Consider the following 22,327-nt stretch of genomic DNA (forward strand, 5'->3'; position numbering starts at 1 on the left):
CCCGTGACGACCGGTCACACGGCGCCGACACCAACCAGCACAGGAGATCCCCTCACGTGAAGACCACGGTAGAAAAGCTGAGCCCGACCCGCGTCAAGCTCGCGATTTCGGTCACCCCGGACGAGCTCGGCCCCAGCATCACCCACGCCTACGGCCACATCGCCGAGCAGATCAACGTCCCCGGCTTCCGCAAGGGCAAGGTCCCGCCGGCGATCGTCGACCAGCGGGTCGGCAAGGCCGCCGTCCTCGAGCACGCCGTCAACGAGGGGCTCGACGGCTTCTACCGCGAGGCCGTCCGCGAGACCGAGGTGCGCCCCCTGGGCCGCCCGCAGGCCGACATCGTCGCCTGGCCGAGCGACAAGGACTTCACCGGCGACCTCGAGCTCGCCATCGAGGTCGACGTCCGCCCCGAGATCACCGTCCCGGCCTACGACGGCCTCGAGCTCACGGTCGATGCGGCCGAGGTGACCGACGCCGACGTCGACGCCGAGCTCGACAAGCTCCGCAGCCGATTCGGCACGCTCGTCACCGTCGATCGCCCCGCGACGACCGGCGACTTCGCGCAGATCGACCTCATCGCGACCATCGACGGCGTCGAGGTCGACACGGCCAACGCCATCTCCTACGAGCTCGGCTCGGGCGAGCTGATCGAGGGCATCGACGAGGCGCTCGACTCGCTCACCGCGGGGGAGAGCACCACGTTCACCGCTCCGCTGCTCGGTGGCGACCACGCCGGCCAGCAGGCCGAGATCGCCGTCACGCTCACCGCCGTCAAGGAGCGCGAGCTCCCCGACGCCGACGACGACTTCGCGCAGATCGCCAGCGAGTTCGACACCATCGCCGAGCTGCGCGACTCGCTCAAGGAGCAGGCCGCCCAGCAGAAGACCTTCGGTCAGGGCGGCCAGGCGCGCGAGAAGCTCGTCGAGGCCCTCCTCGGCCTCGTCGAGGTCCCCGTCCCCGCCGCGCTCGTCGAGGACGAGGTGCACCGCCACCTCGAGGGCGAGAACCGCCTCGAGGACGCCGAGCACCGCGCCGAGGTGACCGAGGCGAGCGAGAAGACCTTCAAGACCCAGATCCTCCTCGACCACGTCGTCGAGCAGGAGAAGGTCCAGGTCAGCCAGGACGAGCTCACGCAGTACCTGATCCAGGGTGCGGCGCAGTACGGCATGGAGCCGAACGAGTTCATCAAGATCCTCTCCGAGAACAACCAGATCGGCCAGATGGTCGGCGAGGTCGCCCGCAACAAGGCGCTCGCGATCGTCCTGGGCAAGGCGAAGGTCACCGACACCGAGGGCAACGCCGTCGACCTGACCGCGTTCACCGCCGTCCCCGGGGACGACGCGGACGAGACGGACGCCGACGCCGCGACCGATGAGGTCGACGCGCCCGCCGCCGAGGTCGTCGAGGAGGCCGTCGTCGAGGAGGCCCCCGCCGCCGCCGAGGCGCCCGCCGAGGAGGAGGCCGCTCCGGCCCCCAAGAAGAAGCGCGCCCCCGCGAAGAAGAAGGCTCCGGCCGCCGAGGAGATCCCGGCCGCCGAGTAGTCCTCGACGCAGAACGACACGAGCCGCTCCCGGATCACCGGGGGCGGCTCTCGTCGTCTCGGCCCGAGTCCGGGGTCGAGCCCCGGCCCGGGTCCCGTCCGCAGTCCGCCCCGGGCGAACACCGGCCGCTCCGGCTCCGCCCCCGGCGAACACGGCCGGGTCGCCCGGGTGCCGTCCGATAGATTCGCCTCCGAAGCGACAACTGAAACGGAGCGACACATGGCCGATATGGCGATGCCCAACAGTGTTTTCGACCGCCTTCTCAAGGACCGGATCATCTGGCTCGGTTCTGAGGTGCGCGACGAGAATGCGAACGAGATCGCAGCGAAGCTCCTGCTCCTCGCGGCCGAGGACGCCGAGAAGGACATCTTCCTGTACATCAACTCGCCCGGCGGCTCGATCACCGCGGGAATGGCGATCTACGACACGATGCAGTTCGTGCCGAACGACATCGTGACGGTCGGCATCGGCATGGCGGCGTCCATGGGTCAGCTCCTGCTCACCGCGGGGACCCAGGGCAAGCGTTACATCACGCCGAACGCGCGCGTCCTGCTGCACCAGCCGCACGGCGGGTTCGGCGGCACCGCGTCCGACATCCAGACCCAGGCGCAGCTGATCCTCGACATGAAGAAGCGCCTCGCCGAGATCACCGCGAAGGCGACCGGCAAGACCGTCGAGCAGGTCAACGAGGACGGCGACCGCGACCGCTGGTTCAGCGCCGAGGAGGCCCTGGCCTACGGCTTCGTCGACCACATCCGCTCCTCGGCGACCGACGTCGCCGGCGGCGGCGGAACCGCCACCGACAGCTGAGCACCCCGACGCGCCGAGAGATCAGGAAGAGACAATGAACACACCCACCTTCGGCGGGACGGCCTTCGGCTCCGGAGCCGCGCCCTCCTCCCGCTACATCCTCCCCACGTTCGAGGAGCGCACGGCCTACGGCTACAAGCGCCAGGACCCCTACGCGAAGCTCTTCGAGGACCGCATCATCTTCCTCGGCGTGCAGGTCGACGACGCGTCCGCGGACGACATCATGGCCCAGCTCCTCGTGCTCGAGAGCCAGGACCCGGACCGCGACATCGTGATGTACATCAACTCGCCCGGTGGCTCCTTCACCGCGATGACGGCGATCTACGACACCATGCAGTACATCCGCCCGCACATCCAGACCGTCGTCCTCGGTCAGGCCGCGTCGGCCGCAGCGGTGCTCACCGCGGCGGGCACGCCCGGCAAGCGCCTGGCGCTGCCGAACGCGCGCATCCTGATCCACCAGCCGGCCGTGCAGCAGGGCGGTGGCCAGGCCTCGGACATCGAGATCCAGGCCGCGGAGATCATGCGCATGCGCGAGTGGCTCGAGAAGACGCTGTCCTTCCACTCCAACCGCTCCCCGGAGCAGGTCAAGAAGGACATCGACCGCGACAAGATCCTCGGCGCCGACGACGCGCTCGAGTACGGACTGATCGACCAGATCCTGACCAGCCGCAAGGGCGTTCCCGCCCTCACGGTCTGACCTCGGGAGAGCGACCGATCGTCGAGGGGCCGGGAGGCGGAGCGATCCGCCGCCCGGCCCTTCCGCGTGCCGGCGGACGGATGCGCGCCGCCGGACCGTAGCAAACCGACACGGACGGGGCAATGGTCCGCCGATCCGGCCCGCCTGCCGAGCCCTCTCGGCTCAGCGGCTAGGCTCGGTCCTGAGTTCGGCGGTTCCGCATGACCGCCCTCTGCGAGACGCTCGACGGCACCGCCGCCCGAGAGCACCGACGCACGACAAGGAAGTGGGGCATCCCCGTGGCACGTATTGGCGAAAGCGCCGACCTGCTGAAGTGCTCGTTCTGCGGCAAGAGCCAGAAGCAGGTCCAGCAGCTCATCGCCGGTCCCGGCGTCTACATCTGCGACGAGTGCGTCGAGCTGTGCAACGAGATCATCGAGGAGCGCCTCTCCGAGTCGAGCGAGGAGACGAGCCACGAGTTCGACCTCCCGAAGCCGAAGGAGATCTACGGCTTCCTCGAGGAGTACGTGATCGGCCAGGAGCAGGCCAAGCGCGCCCTCGCCGTCGCGGTCTACAACCACTACAAGCGCGTGCGGGTGCGCAACACCATCACCGCCGCGGACGCGATCCACGACGAGATCGAGATCGCCAAGAGCAACATCCTGCTGATCGGCCCCACCGGCTGCGGCAAGACCTACCTCGCGCAGACGCTGGCCAAGCGGTTGAACGTCCCGTTCGCCGTGGCCGACGCGACGGCGCTGACCGAGGCGGGCTACGTCGGCGAGGATGTCGAGAACATCCTGCTCAAGCTGATCCAGGCCGCGGACTACGACGTCAAGCGGGCCGAGACCGGCATCATCTACATCGACGAGGTCGACAAGATCGCCCGCAAGGCCGAGAACCCGTCGATCACGCGCGACGTCTCTGGCGAGGGCGTGCAGCAGGCGCTGCTGAAGATCCTCGAGGGCACCGTCGCCTCCGTGCCGCCGCAGGGCGGTCGGAAGCACCCGCACCAGGAGTTCATCCAGATCGACACGACGAACGTACTGTTCATCGTGGCCGGCGCCTTCGCCGGGCTGGAGGACATCATCTCCTCGCGCGCGGGCAAGCGCGGCATCGGCTTCGGCGCCCCGCTGCACAACAAGCAGGACGAGATCAACATCTTCAGCGAGGTGCTCCCAGAGGACCTGCACAAGTTCGGGCTCATCCCCGAGTTCATCGGCCGCCTCCCTGTGGTCACCACCGTCACGCAGCTCGACCAGGTCGCGCTGATGCAGATCCTGACCGAGCCGCGCAACGCGCTGGTCAAGCAATACCAGCGGATGTTCGAGATCGACGGGGTCGAGCTCGAGTTCGACCGCGGCGCCCTCGAGGCGATCGCCGATCTCGCCGTGCTGCGGCAGACCGGCGCCCGCGGTCTCCGCGCCATCCTCGAGGAGGTGCTCGGCCCGATCATGTTCGAGGTGCCGTCCTCCGACGAGGTCGCCCGCGTGGTCGTCACTCGCGCCGCGGTTCTCGACAATGCCGCGCCGACCATCGTGCCGCACGCTCCGCGCCGCCAGGAGAAGAGCGCCTGAGCCGCCTCCGCCGGGCCGTCGCGTGACCAGTTCGCGCTGATTGGCCCGGCGTTCGTGCGCCCGGGCGCGACGCGGTTCCCTACTCTGGCGGAGCGCATCGCCGATGCGTCCGCCGGCTCAGCGCTCGGCCGGGTCAGCGACCGGAGGCACCGTCATCGTCCAGCCGCTCCTCGCCGGGATCGTCGCCGCCCTCACCGGCTTCTCCAGCTCGTTCGCGATCGTCCTCGCGGGCGTCGTCGCCGTCGGCGCCACCGATGCTCAGGCCGCGTCGGGTCTGCTCGCGGTCTGCGTCCTGCAGGGCGTGCTCTGCATCGCGCTGAGCGTGCGCTACCGGGTGCCGATGACCTTCGCCTGGAGCACCCCGGGCGCCGCCCTGCTCGCCGCCACCGCGACCCTGCCCGGGGGCTTCGACCGCGCCGTCGGCGCCTTCCTCGTCGCGTCCGCGCTGATCGTCGTGACGGGGCTCTGGCCGGCGCTCGGGAGGCTCGTGGCGCGCATCCCGCGGCCGCTCGCCAACGCGATGCTCGCCGGCATCCTGTTCCCGCTCGTGCTGGCGCCCGTGCGGGCGGCGGTCGAGATCCCGCTGCTCGCGCTGCCGGTGATCGCGCTCTGGCTGATCCTGCTCCGCCTGCTGCCGCGCTGGGCGGTGCCGGCGGCGATCGCGCTCGCGATCGTGCTGCTGCTCGTCACGGACGGCGCCGCCCTCGCCGGGGCGCCGCTGCTGCCGGTCCCGGAGTTCGTCGCCCCGGTCTTCGAGATCGGCGCGATCGTCGGCATCGGGCTGCCGCTCTACGTCGTCACGATGGCGGGGCAGAACATCCCCGGCATCGCGGTGCTGTCGAGCTTCGGCTTCGAGGCGCACTCCCGTCCGGCGATCGTGTCGAGCGGCCTCGCCTCCGGCGTCTCGGCGGTGTTCGGGGGAGTGCCGGTCAACTACGCGGCGCTGAGTGCTGCTCTGACCGCGGGTCCGGAGGCCTCGCCGCAGCCGGAGCGGCGGTGGATCGCCTCGGTCTCGGCGGGAGCGTCCTATCTGGTGCTCGGCGCGGTCGCGGGAGCGGCCGCGGCACTCGTCTCCTCCGCCAGTCCGCTGCTGATCGAGGCGGTGGCCGGGCTGGCGCTGCTCGGCGTGTTCGTCTCGTCGGTGCAGGCCGCGGTCGAGGACGCGCGACTGCGTCTGCCCGCCGCGGCGACCCTGCTCGTCACCGCGTCCGGCATCGCGGTCGCGGGGATCGGCTCCGCGTTCTGGGGCCTGGTGGTGGGGCTGGTCGTGCTGGCCTGGCTGCACCCGCGTCGGGTGGCCCGCCACTCCTGACCCCTGGGACGCGCCCTTGGATCAGGCGAGTCCGCGGCGCCGCAGCAGGGGCTCGGTGCGCGCGTCGCGCCCGCGGAACTCCCGGTAGGCGACGAGCGGGTCGCGCGAGCCGCCGATCTCGAGGATCCGCCGCCGGAACCGCTCGCCGGCCGCGCGGTCGAGTCCGCCGTTGTCCTCGAACCACTCGACGGTGTCGGCGTCCAGGATCTCGCTCCAGATGTAGGAGTAGTAGCCCGCGGAGTAGCCGCCCGAGAAGACGTGCTTGAAGTAGGTGCTGCGGTACCGCGGCGGGATCGCGGCGTTCAGCAGCCCGGCGGCCTCCAGCGCGCGCGTCTCGAACTCCACGACGTCGGCGCGGTCGGCGGAGGCGGGCGTCTCGTGCCAGGCGAGGTCGAGCAGGGCGGCGGCCAGGTACTCCGTGGTCGCGAAGCCTTCGCCCCAGAGCGCCGCCGCCTCGAGCTGCTCGACGACGGCGGCCGGCAGCGGCTCACCGGTCTCGACGTGCCGGGCGTAGACGGGCAGCAGCTCCGGGTGGCGGATCCACATCTCGTTGACCTGGCTCGGGAACTCGACGAAGTCGCGGAAGACGCTCGTGCCGCCGAAGCGGGGGTAACGCGTGGTCGCGAAGAGGCCGTGCAGCGCGTGCCCGAACTCGTGGAAGAGGGTCTCGACCTCGTCGAGGCTGAGCAGCGCCGCCTCCCCGTCGCCGGGCGCCGAGATGTTCAGCGTGTTCACGACGACGGCGGAGTCGCCGAGCAGCGTCGTCCGGGTCCTGAGCGAGTTCATCCAGGCGCCGCCGCGCTTCGAGTCGCGCGTGAACGGGTCGAAGAGGAACAGACCGAGCGGGGTGCCGTCCTCCTCCGCGACCTCGAAGACGCGGACGTGCGCGCTGTGCCCGACCAGGTCGGGCCGCTCCGCGAACCGGACGCCGTAGAGCCCGGTGGCGGCGGCGAAGACGCCCTCGCGCAGGACGCGCTCGAGCTCGAAGTAGGGGCGGAGCGCGCTGGAGTCGACGGCGTAGCGGGCGGTGCGGACGCGCTCCTCGTAGAAGGCGCGGTCCCAGGCCTCGAGCATGAAGCGCGGCCGTCCTGCGGCGTCCTGCTCGGTGTCGGCCTGCTGCTGCATCTGCTCGAGCTCGGCGCGGGCGTTCCGGGCGGCGGGGATCGCGAGCTCCTCGAGGAGGGCGCGGACGCGCTCGGGTGTGCCGGCCGTCTGGCCCGAGATCACGAACGCGGCGTGCGAGGAGTGGCCCAGGAGTGCGGCGCGCTCGGCGCGCAGGGCGACGATGTCGAGCAGGACCTCCCGGTTGTCGTGCGCTCCGCTCTCCCCGGCGCGGCCGAGGGAGGCGCGCAGGATCCGCTCGCGGACGGAGCGATCGCGCAGGCGGGCGAGCCACGGGTGCCCGGAGTAGAGCGGCAGCGTCACGAGGTAGCCGTCGGCACCGCGATCCGCGGCGGCGCGGGCGGCGGCGGAGATCTCGGAGGCGTCGAGTCCGTCGAGCTTCTCGGCGCGCTCCAGCAGCACGGCCCGCTCGTTGGTGTCGGCGAGCAGGTTCTTGTCGAACCGGGTGGTCAGGCTCGACAGCCGCTCGTTCAGCGCGCTGAGCCGGGTCTTGCCGGCGTCGTCGAGGAGGGCGCCCGCGCGCTCGAAGCGCAGGAGGACGCGCTCGAGCAGGTAGGCGGTTTCCGCGTCCAGGTCGAGTGTCGCCTCGCGGTCGGCGAGCGAGCGGACCCGGGCGTAGAGGCGCGGGTCCAGGGTGATCGCGTCGTCGTGCGCGGAGAGCAGGGGAGCGAGTTCCTCCTCCACAGCGTCGGTCAGCGGCGTGCGATCGGAGGCGCCCACCGTGAAGAAGACCGCGCTGACCCGGCGCAGCTCCCGGCCGGAGCGCTCGAGCGCCACCAGCGTGTTCTCGACCGTCGGCTCGTCGGGGGAGGAAGCGATCGCCTCGATCTCCGCGCGGTGCCGCCGCAGCGCCTCGTCGAACGCCGGGCGGTACGCCTCCGGCTCGACCGCCGCGAAGTCGGGCAGCCCGTGCGGCAGCGCGCTCGGCTCGAGGAGGACGGCGACGGCGGCGGAAGTGCTCATCCAGCGAGCCTAGGGGCGCCGCGTCCGCGGGCGGGGTCCGCGGTCCCGCCCTGCTGGAGACGGTGGGTCTCGATACGCCGCTGCGCGGCTACTCGACCAGCATGGAACGTCATGCTGATCGAGCAGCCCGCGCAGCGGCCCACCCATGCTGATCGAGTAGCGCGCGCAGCGCGCGTATCGAGATCCACGCCGTCAGCCGCTCAGCCCCAGTCGTCGTCCTCGCCCTCGACGCGGCCCTGCGGCTGGGTGATGTAGGCGGCGTCCTCGTCCGGGCGGTAGGTGATGGTGGTGCCGTCGTCGAGTTCGAGCACGGGCTTGCCCTCGAGCCAGGTCAGCGTCCAGCGCCAGGCGGAGCTGTCCGTGCCGGCGGCGGCGAGCTCGCCCTCCACGTCGCGGACGGCGGTGACGACGATCTCGGGCAGGGTGGACGGCGTGTCTCCGCCGACCGGCCAGCGCGTTCCGAGCTGCATGGGGTGTTCCTCTCGAGAAGAGGGGGAGCGGGCCGGAGCCCGCTCCCCGGGTGATCAGGCGGTCGGCTCGGTCTCGAGCTCGATCTGCACGGCCAGCGCGTCACCCTCGGCGAAGTCGAGCTCCGCGATCCGGCCGACGGCCGCGAGGTCGCCCGCGGCGAGTCGCAGCGACGCCACCAGCTCGGCCGGAGCGGTGACGACGGCCGACCGGGCCGGCGTCTTCTGCGAGGCCTTCGCATCGGTCTTCGCCCGGCGGATCGCGGTCAGCACGGTGCTGGCGGCGGTCAGCACGGCCGGGTCGCCGCCGAGAGCGGCCTGCTCCGGCCACGGCTGCACGTGCACCGAGCCGTCGTGCGACCAGGACCAGGTCTCCTCGACCGCGAACGGGATGAACGGCGCGAACAGCCGCTGCAGCACGTCCAGCGCACGGTGCAGGGCGGCGGCCGCGGACGCGCCGTCCTCGCCGTACGCGCGCTCCTTCACCAGCTCCAGGTAGTCGTCGCAGAACGTCCAGAAGAACGCCTCGGTGGTCTCGAGCGCACGGGCGTGGTCGTAGTTCTCCAGCGCCGTCGTCGCGTCGGCGACCACGCCGTCGAGCGCGGCGAGCATGCTCAGGTCGAGCGGGTCGCTGACCGTCGCGCCCTCCGGCAGCGGGAAGCCGTGGATGAACTTCGCCGCGTTGAGCACCTTGATCGCCAGGCGGCGGCCGATCTTGATCTGCGTCGGGTTCTGCGGGTCGAAGGCCGCGTCCGTGCCCAGGCGCGAGGAGGCGGCCCAGTAGCGCACCGCGTCCGAGCCGTGCTGCTCGAGCATGCCGGCCGGCGTCACGACGTTGCCCTTCGACTTCGACATCTTCTTGCGGTCGGGGTCGACGATGAAGCCCGAGACCGTCGCGGTGCTCCACGGCGCGCGGCCGTCCTCGAGCTGCGAGCGCAGCAGGGTCGAGAAGAGCCAGGTGCGGATGATGTCCTGCCCCTGGGGGCGCAGGTCGTAGGGCGCGACCAGCTGCCAGAGCTCGTCGTCGCGCTCCCAGCCGCCGGCGAGCTGCGGGGTGAGCGAGGAGGTCGCCCAGGTGTCCATCACGTCGAGCTCGCCTTGGAAGCCGCCGGCCACGCCGCGCTGGTCCTCCGAGTAGCCGGGGGCGGCGTCCGAGGACGGGTCGACGGGCAGCGCCGACTCCTCGGGGACGATCGGCGCGTCGAACACCGGGTTGCCGTCGCCGTCGAGCGGGTACCAGACCGGGATCGGCACGCCGAAGAAGCGCTGGCGCGAGATCAGCCAGTCGCCGGCGAGGCCGTTCACCCAGTTCTCGTAGCGGACGCGCATGAACTCGGGCACGAACCGCACGTCGCGGCCGAGCTCGAGCAGGCGCTCCTTGAGCGCCGCGTCGCGGGCGCCGTTGACGATGTACCACTGGCGGGTCGAGACGATCTCGAGCGGCTTGTCGCCCTTCTCGAAGAACTTCACCGGGTGCACGATCGGGCGGGGCTCGCCGACCATCTCGCCCGACTCGGTGAGCAGCGCGACCACGGTCTGCTTCGCGGAGAACACGGTCTTGCCGGCGAGTTGCGCGTACGCGGCACGGCCGGCCTCGCTCTCGATCGCGGCGGGCGCCTCGGAGATCAGGCGGCCGTCGAAGCCGATGACCGCGCGGTTGGGCAGATCGAGCTCGCGCCACCAGACCACGTCGGTCAGGTCGCCGAAGGTGCAGATCATCGCGATGCCCGAGCCCTTGTCCTTCTGCGCGAGGTGGTGCGCGAGCACCGGCACCTCGACGTCGAAGAGCGGAGTGCGCACGGTCGTTCCGAAGAGCGCCTGGTAGCGCTCGTCGTCCGGGTGCGCCACGAGGGCGACGCACGCGGGCAGCAGCTCGGGGCGGGTCGTCTCGATGAAGACGTCCTCCGCACCGTCGCGGTGGAAGCCGATGCGGTGGTACGCGCCGGGCTGGTCCTTGTCCTCGAGCTCGGCCTGCGCGACCGCGGTCCGGAAGGTGATGTCCCAGAGGGTCGGCGCCTGCGCCTGGTAGGCCTCGCCGCGGGCGAGGTTCCGCAGGAAGGCGCGCTGCGACGCGGCCTGCGACTCCTCGCCGATGGTGCGGTAGCTCTGCGTCCAGTCGACCGAGAGGCCGAGGGTGCGCCAGAGGTCCTCGAACTGCTTCTCGTCCTCGACGGTGAGGCGCTCGCACAGCTCGATGAAGTTGCGGCGGGAGATCGGCTTCTGGTCGGCCGCCTTGCTGCTCTTGTTGTCGCCGCCCTCGAACGGCGGCACGAAGTCCGGCGTGTAGGGCAGGGTCGGGTCGCAGCGGACGCCGTAGTAGTTCTGCACCCGGCGCTCGGTGGGCAGGCCGTTGTCGTCCCAGCCCATCGGGTAGAAGACGCTCTTGCCGCGCATGCGCTGGAAGCGCGCGACGACGTCGGTGTGCGTGTAGGAGAAGACGTGCCCGATGTGCAGCGAGCCGGAGGCGGTCGGCGGCGGGGTGTCGATCGAGTAGACGTCCGCGCGGGAGAGCCCGGTGCGATCGAACCGGTAGGTGCCGTCCGTCTGCCAGACGAGGCCCCACTTGCTCTCGAGGCCCTCGAGGGCGGGCTTGGCGGGGAGGCGGTCGGCGACGGTCATGGTTCTCCGGTTCGATATGGGCGGCACCGCGTCGGTGGTGATGATGCCTGGGTGGGGGCTCTCGGAGCGTGTCGCTCACCGGCCGCGACGATCCTACCGCGGGGCCGGGAAGCCGCGACGGGCGGGCGCGGTCAGCCGACGACGGGCGCGAAACCGCGGCAGACCGGCGTCAGCGCCTCGTCGAGGTAGGGCACCAGCTCGCCGCGGGTCGGCCCCGCGGCCGCCCAGGCCTGCACCGCGGCGACCGCCGCCCCGACGCTCGCGTAGGCGACGGCGTGCGCCACGTGCGCGGGCAGCGGACGTCCGGCGCGTGCGCGCACGAACTCCGCGACGATCGCCGCCTGCCGAGCGAGCCGCGAGAGCGCCGACGCCTGCAGCTCGTGCACGCTGCCGATCAGCTCGGTCTGGGTCAGCGCCCACGGCACGCTCGACGGACCGAAGCCCGCGCCGACCGCGAGCAGCGCGCCGCGCAGAGCGTCCATCGTCGACACGTCCGGCGACGCGGCCTCGAGCGCCGCCGGCAGCTCGGCCAGCCGGTCGTCGACGAGCACCCAGAAGACGTCGCTCTTCGAGGCGAAGTAGTTGAAGAAGGTGTTGCGCGAGACGCCGGCGCGCTGGGCGATCTGCTCGACCGTCGTGCCCGCGTAGCTCTGCTCGACGAAGAGATCGAGAGCCGCGTCCTCGAGCATGGAGCGCGACGACGCCCGCGGCCGTCCGCGACCCGCTCCCGCTGTCCGCGCCATGACCGCCTCCGCCCCTGTCCGGCGACCGCCGACGCGCTAGGATAACGGCTGGACGACTTCGACCCGGCCATCACCGGTGAGTCTCCGGAAGAACAGCCCGGCCCCGGCCGCGGCCCAGTAGACCCGGACGGGTACGGCCCGTGACAGCCGATCGAGTGGGAGCGACCAGGGACAGCCCGTGAGGGCCGGTCCTGGGCGGTTCAAGCGAGGTGGTACCGCGACCCGGCCCGGGGTCTGAGATCCGGGCGGGCCGTCCTCGTGCAGACCAGCAGCACTGCCAGGAGACCGCACGTGACCTACCCCCTGACCCCGCCCACCCCCCGCGATGCCGAGAGCGCCGGAGACGACGCGAGCACCGGCGTCCCCGCGAGCACCGGCTCCGCCTTCGGCCGCGGCGTCCCCGCGTCGCCGCGGTTCCCGCAGATCGAGGAGAAGGTCCTCGCCTACTGGAAGGCCGACGACACCTTCCAGGAGTCGATCCGCTCCCGCGAGGGCGCCCAGGAGTGGGTGTTCTACGACGGCCCGCCCTTCGCCAACGGCCTGCCGCACTACGGGCACCTGCTGACCGGCTACGCCAAGGACGTCTTCCCCCGCTTCCAGACGATGCGCGGCAAGCAGGTGCACCGCCGCTTCGGCTGGGACACGCACGGCCTGCCCGCCGAGCTCGAGGCGGAGCGGCAGCTCGGCATCACCGACAAGTCGCAGATCGAGGAGATGGGCGTCGCCGCCTTCAACGCGGCCGCCAAGGAGTCGGTGCTGCGCTACACGGGGGAGTGGCAGGACTACGTCACCCGCCAGGCGCGCTGGGTCGACTTCGACGACGACTACAAGACCCTCGACCCCACCTTCATGGAGTCCGTGATCTGGGCCTTCAAGCGGCTCTACGACAAGGGCCTCGCCTACGAGGGCCACCGCGTGCTGCCCTACTGCTGGCGCGACCAGACCCCGCTCTCGAACCACGAGCTGCGGATGGACGACGACGTCTACAAGATGCGCCAGGACCAGACGGTCACGGTCACCTTCCCCCTCGTCGGCGAGACCGCCGAGGCGCTGAACCTCACCGCCGTCCGCGCCCTCGCCTGGACGACGACCCCGTGGACGCTGCCCACCAACGCCGCGCTCGCCGTCGGCCCCGACATCGAGTACGCCGTGCTGGCGGCCGGCCCGAACGGCGCCGCCGACGGCAAGGGCGAGCCGGAGGAGCGCGAGCTCTCGGCCGAGTACCTCCTCGCCATCGACCAGGTCGGCGCCTACGCCAAGGACCTCGGCTACGAGGACGCGGAGTCGGCGCTGGCCGCCGTCTCGCGCACGCACCGCGGCAGCGAGCTCGAGGGCATCAGCTACGACCGCCTCTGGGACCACTACGCCGACACCGAGCAGTGGGGCACGCAGAACGCGTGGCGCATCCTCGTCGCCGACTACGTGACCACCAGCGAGGGCACCGGCGTCGTGCATCAGGCGCCCGCCTACGGCGAGGACGACCAGAAGGTCTGCGAGGCGGCGGGGATCCCCGTCATCATCTCCGTCGACGACGGCGGCCGCTTCCTGCCGCAGATCAGCGAGGTCGCCGGCCTGCAGGTCTTCGAGGCCAACAAGCCGCTGACGCAGCTCCTCAAGGCGCAGCACCGCCTGCTCCGCCAGGCCAGCTACGAGCACAGCTACCCGCACTGCTGGCGCTGCCGCAACCCGCTGATCTACAAGGCCGTCTCCAGCTGGTTCGTCCGCGTCACCGCGATCCGCGACCGGATGGAGGAGCTGAACCAGGAGATCACCTGGGTCCCCGAGAACGTCAAGGACGGCCAGTTCGGCAAGTGGCTCTCCGGCGCGCGCGACTGGTCGATCAGCCGCAACCGCTACTTCGGCTCGCCGATCCCGGTGTGGAAGAGCGACGATCCGGACTACCCGCGCATCGACGTCTACGGCTCGCTCGACGAGCTCGAGCGCGACTTCGGCGTGCGCCCGGAGGACCTGCACCGCCCGTACATCGACGAGCTCACCCGTCCGAACCCCGACGACCCGACCGGCCGCTCGACGATGCGCCGCATCAGCGACGTGCTCGACGTCTGGTTCGACTCCGGCTCGATGCCGTTCGCGCAGGTGCACTACCCGTTCGAGAACTCCGACTGGTTCGACTCGCACAACCCGGCCGACTTCATCGTCGAGTACATCGGGCAGACCCGCGGCTGGTTCTACACGCTGCACGTGCTCTCGACCGCGCTCTTCGACCGGCCGGCCTTCCGCAACGTGGTCAGCCACGGCATCGTGCTCGGCAACGACGGGCAGAAGATGTCGAAGTCGCTGCGCAACTACCCGGACGTCGCCGAGGTCTTCGACCGCGACGGCTCCGACGCGATGCGCTGGTTCCTGATGTCGAGCCCGGTGCTGCGCGGCGGCAACCTCGTCGTCACCGAGGAGGGCATCCGCGAGGGCGTGCGCCAGGTGCTGCTGCCGCTCTGGAACACCTGGTACTTCTTCTCGCTCTACGCCAACGCCTCGGTCGACGCCGCGGGCGAGGGCTACCGCGCGAGCCGCCGCACCGACTCCGAGGACGTGCTCGACCGCTACCTGCTGGCCAAGACGCACGATCTCATCGAGACCGTCACCGGCCACCTCGAGGCGCTCGACTCGACCCTCGCGGCGGCCGCGCTGCGCGACTTCGCCGACGTGCTGACCAACTGGTACGTCCGCCGCTCACGCGACCGCTTCTGGCAGGGCGTCGACGCCGAGGGCCGCGGCACGGAGGCGTTCGACACGCTCTTCACCGTGCTCGAGACCGTCTGCCGGGTCGCCGCCCCGCTGCTCCCGCTGATGACCGAGGAGATCTGGCAGGGCCTGACCGGCGGGCGGAGCGTGCACCTGGCCGACTGGCCCGATGCCGCCGAGTTCCCGGTCGACGAGACGCTGGTGCACGCGATGGACGCGGTCCGCGGCATCTCGTCCACGGCGCTGTCGCTGCGCAAGCAGGCCGGCCTCCGGGTCCGCCTGCCGCTCGCGCGGCTCACGGTCGTCGTCGACGCCGCCGCCGAGCTGGCGCCGTTCGAGGCGATCCTGCGCGACGAGCTGAACGTCAAGGAGGTGTCGCTGGTCCCGCTGGTCGAGTCCAGCGCGGCCGACTACGGCGTCACCTCCCGCCTCTCCGTCAACGCGCGCGCCGCGGGCCCCCGCCTCGGCAGGGGCGTGCAGACCGTCATCAAGGCCGCGAAGGCCGGCGACTGGAGCGAGACCGACGGCGTCGTCACCGCCGGCGGCGTCGAGCTGGTCGAGGGCGAGTACGAGCTGACCCTGGAGGTCGGCGGCTCGGGTGCCGACGACCGCGCGATCGCGCTGCTGCCGCGCGGCGGCTTCGTGCTGCTCGACACGGCGACCACGCCGGAGCTGGAGGCCGAGGGCCTGGCCCGCGACCTGATCCGCGCCGTGCAGGACGCCCGCAAGGCCGCCGGCTTCGAGGTCAGCGACCGCATCGAGCTCGAGATCGTCCTCGACGAGATGAGCATGGCGGCCCTCGAGCCGCACGCGCTCTGGATCGCCGAGGAGACCCTCGCGACCGGCTTCGCCTTCGCCGCGCTCACCACCGCGCTGGAGGGCGGCGAGGGTGCGATCGCCTTCGGGCCCGCCGGGACCGCCATCATCCGCGTCGAGAAGGTGGAGGCCTCCGATGTCTGACAAGGACCGCTACTCCGAGGAGGACGCCCGGCTCGCGCGTGAGGCGGCCGACGCCGTCTACGCGAGCCTGCTGAAGCGGCTCGGCGAGGCGAGCCCCCGCCCGCGGCTCGCACCGACGCGCCGCGCCGTCGACTACATGGGCGACCCGCAGCAGGCCTACCCCGTCATCCAGGTCGCCGGCACCAACGGCAAGACCTCGACCAGCCGGATGATCGAGAGCCTGCTCCGCGCCCACGGGCTGCGGGTCGGCCTCTTCACCAGCCCGCACCTCGAGCGCTTCAACGAGCGCATCGTCATCGACGGCGCGCCGATCTCCGACCTCGGCCTCGCCACGAACTGGATCGACGTCGAGCCCTACCTCACCATGACCGACGCCGAGCTCGTCGGCCGGGGCGAGAGCACGCTCTCGTTCTTCGAGGCTCTCACCGTGCTGGCCTACGCGGCCTTCGCGGACGCTCCGGTCGACGTCGCGGTGATCGAGGTCGGCATGGGCGGCGAGTGGGACTCGACGAACGTCGCGGACGCGCAGGTCGCGGTCTTCACGCCGATCGCGCTCGACCACACCCGGCAGCTCGGAGCGACGATCGAGGAGATCGCCCGCACCAAGTCCGGCATCGTGAAGCCCGCGGCCGCCGTGGTGTCGGCGAAGCAGACCCCTGAGGCGGAGGCGGTACTGCGGCAGGCGGCCGAGCTGACCGAGTCGACGATCGTGTTCGAGGGCGCCGACTTCGACGTCGAGTCGACCACGGTCGCCGTGGGCGGCCAGCTCGTCTCCGTCCGCGGTCTCGTCACCCGCTACGAGCAGCTTCTGCTGCCGTTCTTCGGCGACCACCAGGCCGAGAACGCGGCGGTCGCGATCGCCGCGGTCGAGACGTTCCTCGGCGGCGGCACGCAGGAGCTGACCGGGAACGTCCTCGACGAGGGCTTCGCCGCGGCGACCTCGCCGGGCCGCCTCCAGATCGTCGGCCAGTCGCCGCGCACGGTCGTCGATGCGGCGCACAACCCGCACGGCGCGGCCTCCCTCGCCTCCGCGATCGAGCGCTACTTCGACTTCGACCGCGTCACCGCGGTCCTCGGCGTCCTCGCCGAGAAGGACGCGGAGGGCATCCTGCGCGCGCTCCTGCCGGTCGTCGACGAGCTCATCGTCACGACCGCCCCGAGCGAGCGCGGAGTCCCGGCCGAGGAGCTCGCCGAGCTGGCCCGCACCGTGTTCCCCGCGGAGTCGGTCCGCGTCGCCGAGGACCCGGACGGCGCGCTCACCGCCGGCCGCCTCCTCGCCGCCCGGACCGACAGGGGCGCCCTGCTCGTCACCGGGTCGATCACCCTCGTCGGACGGACGATGACCGTCGCCCGCGACGAGAACTGGCTCGGCGCGTGAGGGCCGGCCGGCCGCGCCGCACCCGGACCGTCCGCGAGAGCCTCGGCTCGATCGTCCTCGGCTTCGAGGCCGTCATCGTCTTCCTCGCGACACTCGTCGCCTTCGGGCTGAAGGCCGCCGACCCGGTGATCGTCCTCGTCGGGGGAGCGGTGGTCTGCCTCGCCCTCGTCGCGACGCTCGGCCTGCTCAACCGGCCGGCCGGCTTCCGGATCGGCTGGGTCCTCCAGTTCGTTATCGTGGCCACCGGTGCCCTGGTCCCGATCATGTTCGTCATCGGCGCGGCGTTCGTCGCCCTGTGGACGTACTGCATGGTCACCGGCACCAAGCTCGACACCCAGAGCCGCCGCGCGGCGGACGGGCCCACCGACCCCACCCCGACCTAAGGAGACCGCCGAATCATGGCCATCCAGGAGACCCTCGTCCTCGTCAAGCCCGACGGCGTCGCCCGCAACCTCACCGGCGAGATCCTCCGCCGCATCGAGGCGAAGGGCTACTCGCTCGTCGACATCAAGCTCGTCGAGGCCGACCGCGAGCTGCTCGCCGCCCACTACGCCGAGCACGAGGGCAAGCCGTTCTACGAGCCCCTCGTCGAGTTCATGGAGAGCGGCCCCATCGTCGCCCTCCGCATCGCCGGCGACCGCGTCATCGAGGGCTTCCGCTCCCTCGCCGGCACGACCGACCCCACCACCGCCGCCCCCGGCACCATCCGCGGCGACCTCGGCCGCGACTGGGGCCTCAAGGTCCAGCAGAACCTGGTGCACGGCTCCGACTCGGCTGAATCCGCGGAGCGCGAGCTCGCGCTCTGGTTCGCGTAGCGAACCGCCGCGGTGCCGTCTTGCGCCGCGGTAATCCGCGACGCCGCGGTCGGCTCTCGGAGGCGGGCGCGTTCCGCAGAGCGTCCTGCGTTCGGCGACGGGAAAGCGCTGACACGCGCTTTCCCGAATGCGCCTCCGAGGCGGTACTTGCTGATCGAGTAGCCCGCGGAGCGGGCGTATCGAGATCCACCGGGGTCGGCAGCCGAGTCTGCAAACTCCTGTCCTGACGACGGTGGGTCTCGATACGCCGCTGCGCGGCTACTCGACCAGCAAAGAACAGCGCGCCCCGCGGCCTGGGACCCCGTGCATGCGGTCGGCAGTGGGCTGGCCCCCGTGCATGCTGATCGAGCAGCCCGCGGAGAGGGCGTGTCGAGCACCTCCGCCTCCCGGGGGCGGCGTCGGGCGTCAGCCCGGCAGTGTCAGATGTAGGACAGCACGTCGAGTCGCACCTGGGCCATCACGGCGATCGCCAGGTAGCAGACGATGGTGATGAACGGCACCCAGCCGTACGCGGCCCCCGCGAAGCGGCGGACCGCGGCGGGGACCGGGAACACGCCCTCGCGGAGGTTGCGGAGGGTCACCAGCCAGAAGCCGGGGATGACGACGGCCCAGGTGAGCATGCACCAGGGGCAGAGCGTCCCGAGAGCGAAGATGCTCGTCGCGATCAGCCAGCCGACGAAGGCGAGCGCGAAGACGAAGCCGAGGTTGAACAGCGCCCAGAACCAGCGGTCGAAGCGCGCCCCCGCGAGCAGCCCGGCACCCACGACGATCGGCGCGATCCACGCGGCGACGCCGATCAGCGGATTCGGGAAGCCGAAGATCGCGCCCTGCGCCGACTTCAGGTTGGCACTGCACTGCACGAGCAGGCTGAAGTCGCAGCCGAGGGCCTCCGACGACCCGCTCAGCGAGGTGAACTTGTCGAGGGTCAGCGTGAACGCGGCGATCCAGCCCACCACGCCGAGCACGATCAGGAGCACCGCGAAGAGGACCGGACGCTGCTGGGTGGGGGCGCTCGGCACCTCGGGATCGCTGGACACCGGGGGATTATGGCACGCGGCGAATCGGCGGCTCTGGGAATGCGTGCGATAATCGGAGCCGTCGGCCCGGAAGATCCCGCACCGACGCGAAGAAGGTTTACCGGGCGAGCACCGGGCCACAGGAGATCGACAGCGTTCCGCGAATGAGCGCGACGCATCTCCACGTGTCGGATAGTCAGTTCCGAGGAGAAGCTGCAACCGGAGTCCTGCGCCACGTGAGCGACGGGACCGGGGGAGCGGAAGGATTCGCGGCGGGCCGAGGCCCGTCGCTCGAGAACAGCATCCGGGTCGACGGCGCGGCGCACGACCCGGCCGAGGAGTGCACCAGGAATGGTGGAAGACAACAGCACGGGCGGATCCGAACCGGACCGCGACGAGCCCCGCAGCGGGGCCAGGAAGATCAGTCGCCTCTTCGGTGGCCGTCGGACGAACCGACGGGCCGGATCGAGCGCATCAGCGACAGGGGAAACGATCATCGACACGAACGACGCCGAGCAGAACGGGTCGGACACCGCCGCCCCGGACACGGCAGCCCAGGACACCGAGCAGACCACCGCGCCGGACGCGCGCGCCGAGCCCGGCGAGACGGAAGGGCCGGCCTCGACCGGCGCCGCCTTCTTCACCGCCGGCCCGGAGTCGGCGTCCGACGGCGAGCAGGCCGCGACGGAGGAGTCCGCTCCCCGCCGCCCGCCGCTGCCGAGCACGTCGCTGCTCTTCCAGGCGCCGATCCTGCCCGACTACGTCCAGCTGACCCCGCTCCCGCCCCGGGGCGCCCCGCTCGGCGTCCGCGAGGAGCGCGACGAGCCGGAGGAGGAGCAGGGCTCCGTCCGCCGCCGCTCGCGCCGCCGCAGCGGCGAGAGCGACCGCGGCGGCTCCGACGACCCCGAGAACACCGTCGTCCGGGTCCGCCAGCCGCGCGAGCAGCGCGAGCCCCGCGAGGCGCGCGAGCCGGAGCTCATCACCGAGCCGCAGCGCATCAAGGGCTCGACCCGCCTCGAGGCGAAGAAGCAGCGCCGCCGCGACGGCCGCGACGCCGGCCGCCGCCGCACGGTCGTCACCGAGTCCGAGTTCCTCGCCCGCCGGGAGGCCGTCGACCGCGTCATGGTCGTCCGCTCCAAGGAGGACAGCATCCGCATCGGCGTGCTCGAGGACGGCGTCCTCGCCGAGCACTACGTCGCCCGCTCGCAGGAGGCGTCGCTGATCGGCAACGTCTACCTCGGACGCGTGCAGAACGTCCTCCCCAGCATGGAGGCGGCCTTCGTCGACATCGGACGCGGCCGCAACGCCGTGCTCTACTCCGGCGAGGTCGACTGGGACGCCGCGAACAACGCCGGCGGCCCCCGCCGCATCGAGCTCGCGCTCAAGCCCGGCGACCGCGTACTCGTCCAGGTCACCAAGGACCCGGTCGGCCACAAGGGCGCCCGCCTCACCAGCCAGATCTCGCTCCCGGGCCGCTACCTCGTCTACGTGCCCAACGGCTCGATGAACGGCATCTCGCGCAAGCTCCCGGACACCGAGCGCGCGCGCCTCAAGAAGATCCTCAAGGAGGTCCTCCCCGAGAACGTGGGCGTCATCGTCCGCACGGCCGCCGAGGGCGCCACGGAGGAGCAGCTCACGGTCGACGTCGAGCGCCTCACCGCGCAGTGGACCGCGCTCAGCACCAAGGCCGCGACCGGCCAGGCGCCGGCGCTGCTGCACAGCGAGCCCGACCTGCTGATCAAGATCGTCCGCGACGTCTTCAACGAGGACTTCGAGAAGATGGTGATCGCCGGCGACGACGCCCGCGAGACCATCGAGCTCTACCTGAGCCAGGTCGCTCCCGACCTGCTCGAGCGGGTGCAGGTCTACTCCGGCGAGCAGGACGCGTTCGACGAGTTCCGCATCACCGAGCAGATCGAGAAGGCCCTCGAGCGCAAGGTCTGGCTGCCCAGCGGCGGCTCGCTCGTGATCGACCGCACCGAGGCCATGACGGTCGTCGACGTGAACACCGGCAAGTTCGTCGGCTCCGGCGGCAACCTCGAGGAGACGGTCACCAAGAACAACCTCGAGGCCGCGGAGGAGATCGTCCGCCAGCTCCGCCTTCGCGACATCGGCGGCATCATCGTCGTCGACTTCATCGACATGGTGCTCGAGTCCAACCGCGATCTCGTGCTCCGGCGCCTGGTCGAGTGCCTGAGCCGCGACCGGACGAAGCACCAGGTCGCCGAGGTCACCTCGCTCGGCCTCGTGCAGATGACCCGCAAGAAGCTCGGCCTCGGCCTCCTGGAGACCTTCAGCGAGAACTGCGAGGTCTGCGCGGGCCGCGGCGTCATCGTCCAGCACGACCCGGTGGTCAAGCACCGATCGACCGCCGCTCCGCAGCAGGAGCGCCGCCGCGGCGGCAAGCCCGCCGGCGAGCAGCCCTCGAACGGCCGCAGCGGCTCGGCCGGCCAGAACGGCTACAGCGCCCAGAGCGGCGCCGGCGCGCAGAACGGCTCCAAGCCGGTCAGCACCCACGCCATCACCGACGACGCCAAGAACGCGCTCGCGCAGATCGCGGCGAGCACGATCCACCCGGCCGCCGTCCGGCACGCCGCGGAGGAGGCCGTCGCCCTCGTCGACGAGGCCACGACCACCGCGGAGACGCAGCCGGCCGAGCAGCCCGCCGATCCTTCCGCCGAGCAGTCGGGCGAGCAGTCCGCGGAGCGTCAGGGCGAGTCGTCCGGCCGCCGCGAGCGTCCCGCCCGGGGCGAGCGCCGTCGCCGAGGCCGCGACCGCGAGCCGCGCCAGGAGACGCCGGAGTCCGGCGAGCAGCAGGAGTCCGCTCCCGCCGCCCGCGAGGCGGCCCAGGAGCCCGCAGCGCAGGAGCCCGCAGCTCAGCCCGTCGCGGCCGAGGCTCCTGCGGCCCAGGCCCCGGTGGTCCCGATCCTCGACATCCCGATCCCGCCCGCTCCGGTCGTGACCGAGCGCCGGGTGCCCAGCGCGGTCGCCGAGCATCTGCTCGACTCCGTCCTGGACGCGCTGCCCGCACCCAAGCAGCCCGGCCAGGGCCGCGCCAAGAGCCGTCGCGTCACCACGGCGGCGCTCACCGGGATCGCGGTCGTGCCCGAGCAGACGCCGCGCCGCGCGCAGTAGCGCGACCAGCGACGATCAGTGGGGCCCGGTGCCCGGCGAGAGCCGGCGCCGGGCCCTCTCCGCGTCCCGGTCCCGGCCCTTCACCCGCAGGCCGCTGTCGCGGAGCCGCTCGACCAGCTCCCGGCTGCCCACGGGCACGGCACCCGCCGCCAGCAGCTCCTCGCGACGCGCGGCGGGCACGTCGTAGTGGTCGAGGTCGAAGCCGCGCTCCGGCAGCCCGACGCGGCGCGCGAAGTCGTGCAGCTCCTCCAGGGAGGAGTCGCTGACGAGGTGGGCCCAGAGCGTGTCGTGGGCGGGCCAGCGCGCCGCATCGAGGAGGATCGCCATCCGTCGATCGTAGGCGGCGCGCCTGCCCGATCCGCGGCACGGCCTGCACTATCGTGACGGGGTCGTCGGTCGAGCGGTACCCCCTCCGGGGCGGTGCGCGTTTGACCGGGGAGCACGGATCCCGTACTCTTGACCGTTGGTGTGGCGCGATCCATGTGCT

Annotated in this window: 16 protein-coding genes; 10 read left to right on the forward strand and 6 right to left on the reverse strand. The window is 71.7% G+C overall.

Annotation, left to right across the window (positions count from 1 at the left end):
• Positions 1-56 precede the first annotated feature (56 nt).
• The 5 genes from tig (at position 57) to MT355_RS08425 (ending at position 5,919) form a co-directional block, all read left to right on the forward strand.
• Positions 57-1,541, forward strand: a complete 1,485-nt coding sequence (tig, locus tag MT355_RS08405) for a trigger factor (RefSeq protein WP_243599169.1) — start codon at positions 57-59, stop codon at positions 1,539-1,541.
• 168 nt (positions 1,542-1,709) lie between these two features.
• On the forward strand, positions 1,710-2,351 hold the full coding sequence (locus MT355_RS08410) for an ATP-dependent Clp protease proteolytic subunit (RefSeq protein ID WP_260300538.1): 642 nt from the start codon (positions 1,710-1,712) through the stop codon (positions 2,349-2,351).
• 34 nt (positions 2,352-2,385) lie between these two features.
• Positions 2,386-3,051: an ATP-dependent Clp protease proteolytic subunit gene (locus tag MT355_RS08415; protein WP_123445811.1), complete on the forward strand. Its 666-nt coding sequence runs from the start codon at positions 2,386-2,388 to the stop codon at positions 3,049-3,051.
• A gap of 278 nt (positions 3,052-3,329) precedes the next feature.
• Positions 3,330-4,607 (forward strand): ATP-dependent Clp protease ATP-binding subunit ClpX, encoded by a 1,278-nt coding sequence (gene clpX, locus MT355_RS08420; RefSeq protein ID WP_123445812.1) that lies wholly within the window; start codon positions 3,330-3,332, stop codon positions 4,605-4,607.
• 103 nt (positions 4,608-4,710) lie between these two features.
• Positions 4,711-5,919 carry a benzoate/H(+) symporter BenE family transporter gene (locus MT355_RS08425; RefSeq protein ID WP_243599170.1) on the forward strand — a complete coding sequence of 403 codons (1,209 nt, stop codon included), beginning with the start codon at positions 4,711-4,713 and terminating at the stop codon, positions 5,917-5,919.
• A 21-nt stretch (positions 5,920-5,940) separates the two neighbouring features.
• Here the strand turns inward: MT355_RS08425 and MT355_RS08430 are convergent, their stop codons facing one another.
• The 4 genes from MT355_RS08430 to MT355_RS08445 all read right to left on the reverse strand — a co-directional run bounded on the left by MT355_RS08430 (position 5,941) and on the right by MT355_RS08445 (position 11,833).
• Entirely contained in the window at positions 5,941-8,004 is a 2,064-nt protein-coding gene (locus tag MT355_RS08430; protein ID WP_243599171.1) for a M3 family metallopeptidase, read from the reverse strand.
• Positions 8,005-8,204: 200 nt separating this feature from the next.
• Positions 8,205-8,474, reverse strand: a complete 270-nt coding sequence (locus MT355_RS08435) for a hypothetical protein (RefSeq protein ID WP_123736916.1) — start codon at positions 8,472-8,474, stop codon at positions 8,205-8,207.
• Between the two features lie 54 nt (positions 8,475-8,528).
• Positions 8,529-11,090, reverse strand: coding sequence for a valine--tRNA ligase (gene valS, locus MT355_RS08440; protein WP_243599172.1), 2,562 nt, complete (start codon positions 11,088-11,090; stop codon positions 8,529-8,531).
• A gap of 131 nt (positions 11,091-11,221) precedes the next feature.
• Positions 11,222-11,833, reverse strand: coding sequence for a TetR/AcrR family transcriptional regulator (locus MT355_RS08445; RefSeq protein ID WP_123732272.1), 612 nt, complete (start codon positions 11,831-11,833; stop codon positions 11,222-11,224).
• A 291-nt stretch (positions 11,834-12,124) separates the two neighbouring features.
• Between MT355_RS08445 and ileS the strand changes: the two genes are divergently transcribed.
• The 4 genes from ileS to ndk are packed head-to-tail and all read left to right on the forward strand — an operon-like array spanning position 12,125 to position 17,689.
• Positions 12,125-15,496 (forward strand): isoleucine--tRNA ligase, encoded by a 3,372-nt coding sequence (ileS, locus tag MT355_RS08450; RefSeq protein ID WP_374204648.1) that lies wholly within the window; start codon positions 12,125-12,127, stop codon positions 15,494-15,496.
• Complete coding sequence (locus MT355_RS08455) at positions 15,489-16,874, forward strand: folylpolyglutamate synthase/dihydrofolate synthase family protein (protein WP_243599173.1); 1,386 nt, start codon at positions 15,489-15,491, stop codon at positions 16,872-16,874. The genes ileS and MT355_RS08455 overlap by 8 nt, the downstream gene beginning before the upstream one ends.
• Entirely contained in the window at positions 16,871-17,257 is a 387-nt protein-coding gene (locus tag MT355_RS08460; protein WP_243599174.1) for a DUF4233 domain-containing protein, read from the forward strand. The genes MT355_RS08455 and MT355_RS08460 overlap by 4 nt, the downstream gene beginning before the upstream one ends.
• Positions 17,258-17,272: 15 nt before the next feature.
• Positions 17,273-17,689 (forward strand): nucleoside-diphosphate kinase, encoded by a 417-nt coding sequence (ndk, locus tag MT355_RS08465; RefSeq protein ID WP_123732274.1) that lies wholly within the window; start codon positions 17,273-17,275, stop codon positions 17,687-17,689.
• A 419-nt stretch (positions 17,690-18,108) separates the two neighbouring features.
• Here the strand turns inward: ndk and MT355_RS08470 are convergent, their stop codons facing one another.
• Entirely contained in the window at positions 18,109-18,726 is a 618-nt protein-coding gene (locus MT355_RS08470; protein WP_243599175.1) for a vitamin K epoxide reductase family protein, read from the reverse strand.
• A 330-nt stretch (positions 18,727-19,056) separates the two neighbouring features.
• Here MT355_RS08470 and MT355_RS08475 point away from each other — a divergent pair, with 330 nt between their 5' ends.
• Positions 19,057-21,840: an Rne/Rng family ribonuclease gene (locus tag MT355_RS08475; RefSeq protein ID WP_243599176.1), complete on the forward strand. Its 2,784-nt coding sequence runs from the start codon at positions 19,057-19,059 to the stop codon at positions 21,838-21,840.
• Between the two features lie 15 nt (positions 21,841-21,855).
• Here the strand turns inward: MT355_RS08475 and MT355_RS08480 are convergent, their stop codons facing one another.
• Positions 21,856-22,167, reverse strand: coding sequence for a DUF4031 domain-containing protein (locus MT355_RS08480; RefSeq protein ID WP_243599177.1), 312 nt, complete (start codon positions 22,165-22,167; stop codon positions 21,856-21,858).
• Positions 22,168-22,327: the final 160 nt, after the last annotated feature.

The organism is Rathayibacter sp. VKM Ac-2929, from assembly GCF_022815495.1.
GTDB classification, from domain to species: Bacteria; Actinomycetota; Actinomycetes; order Actinomycetales; family Microbacteriaceae; genus Rathayibacter; species Rathayibacter festucae.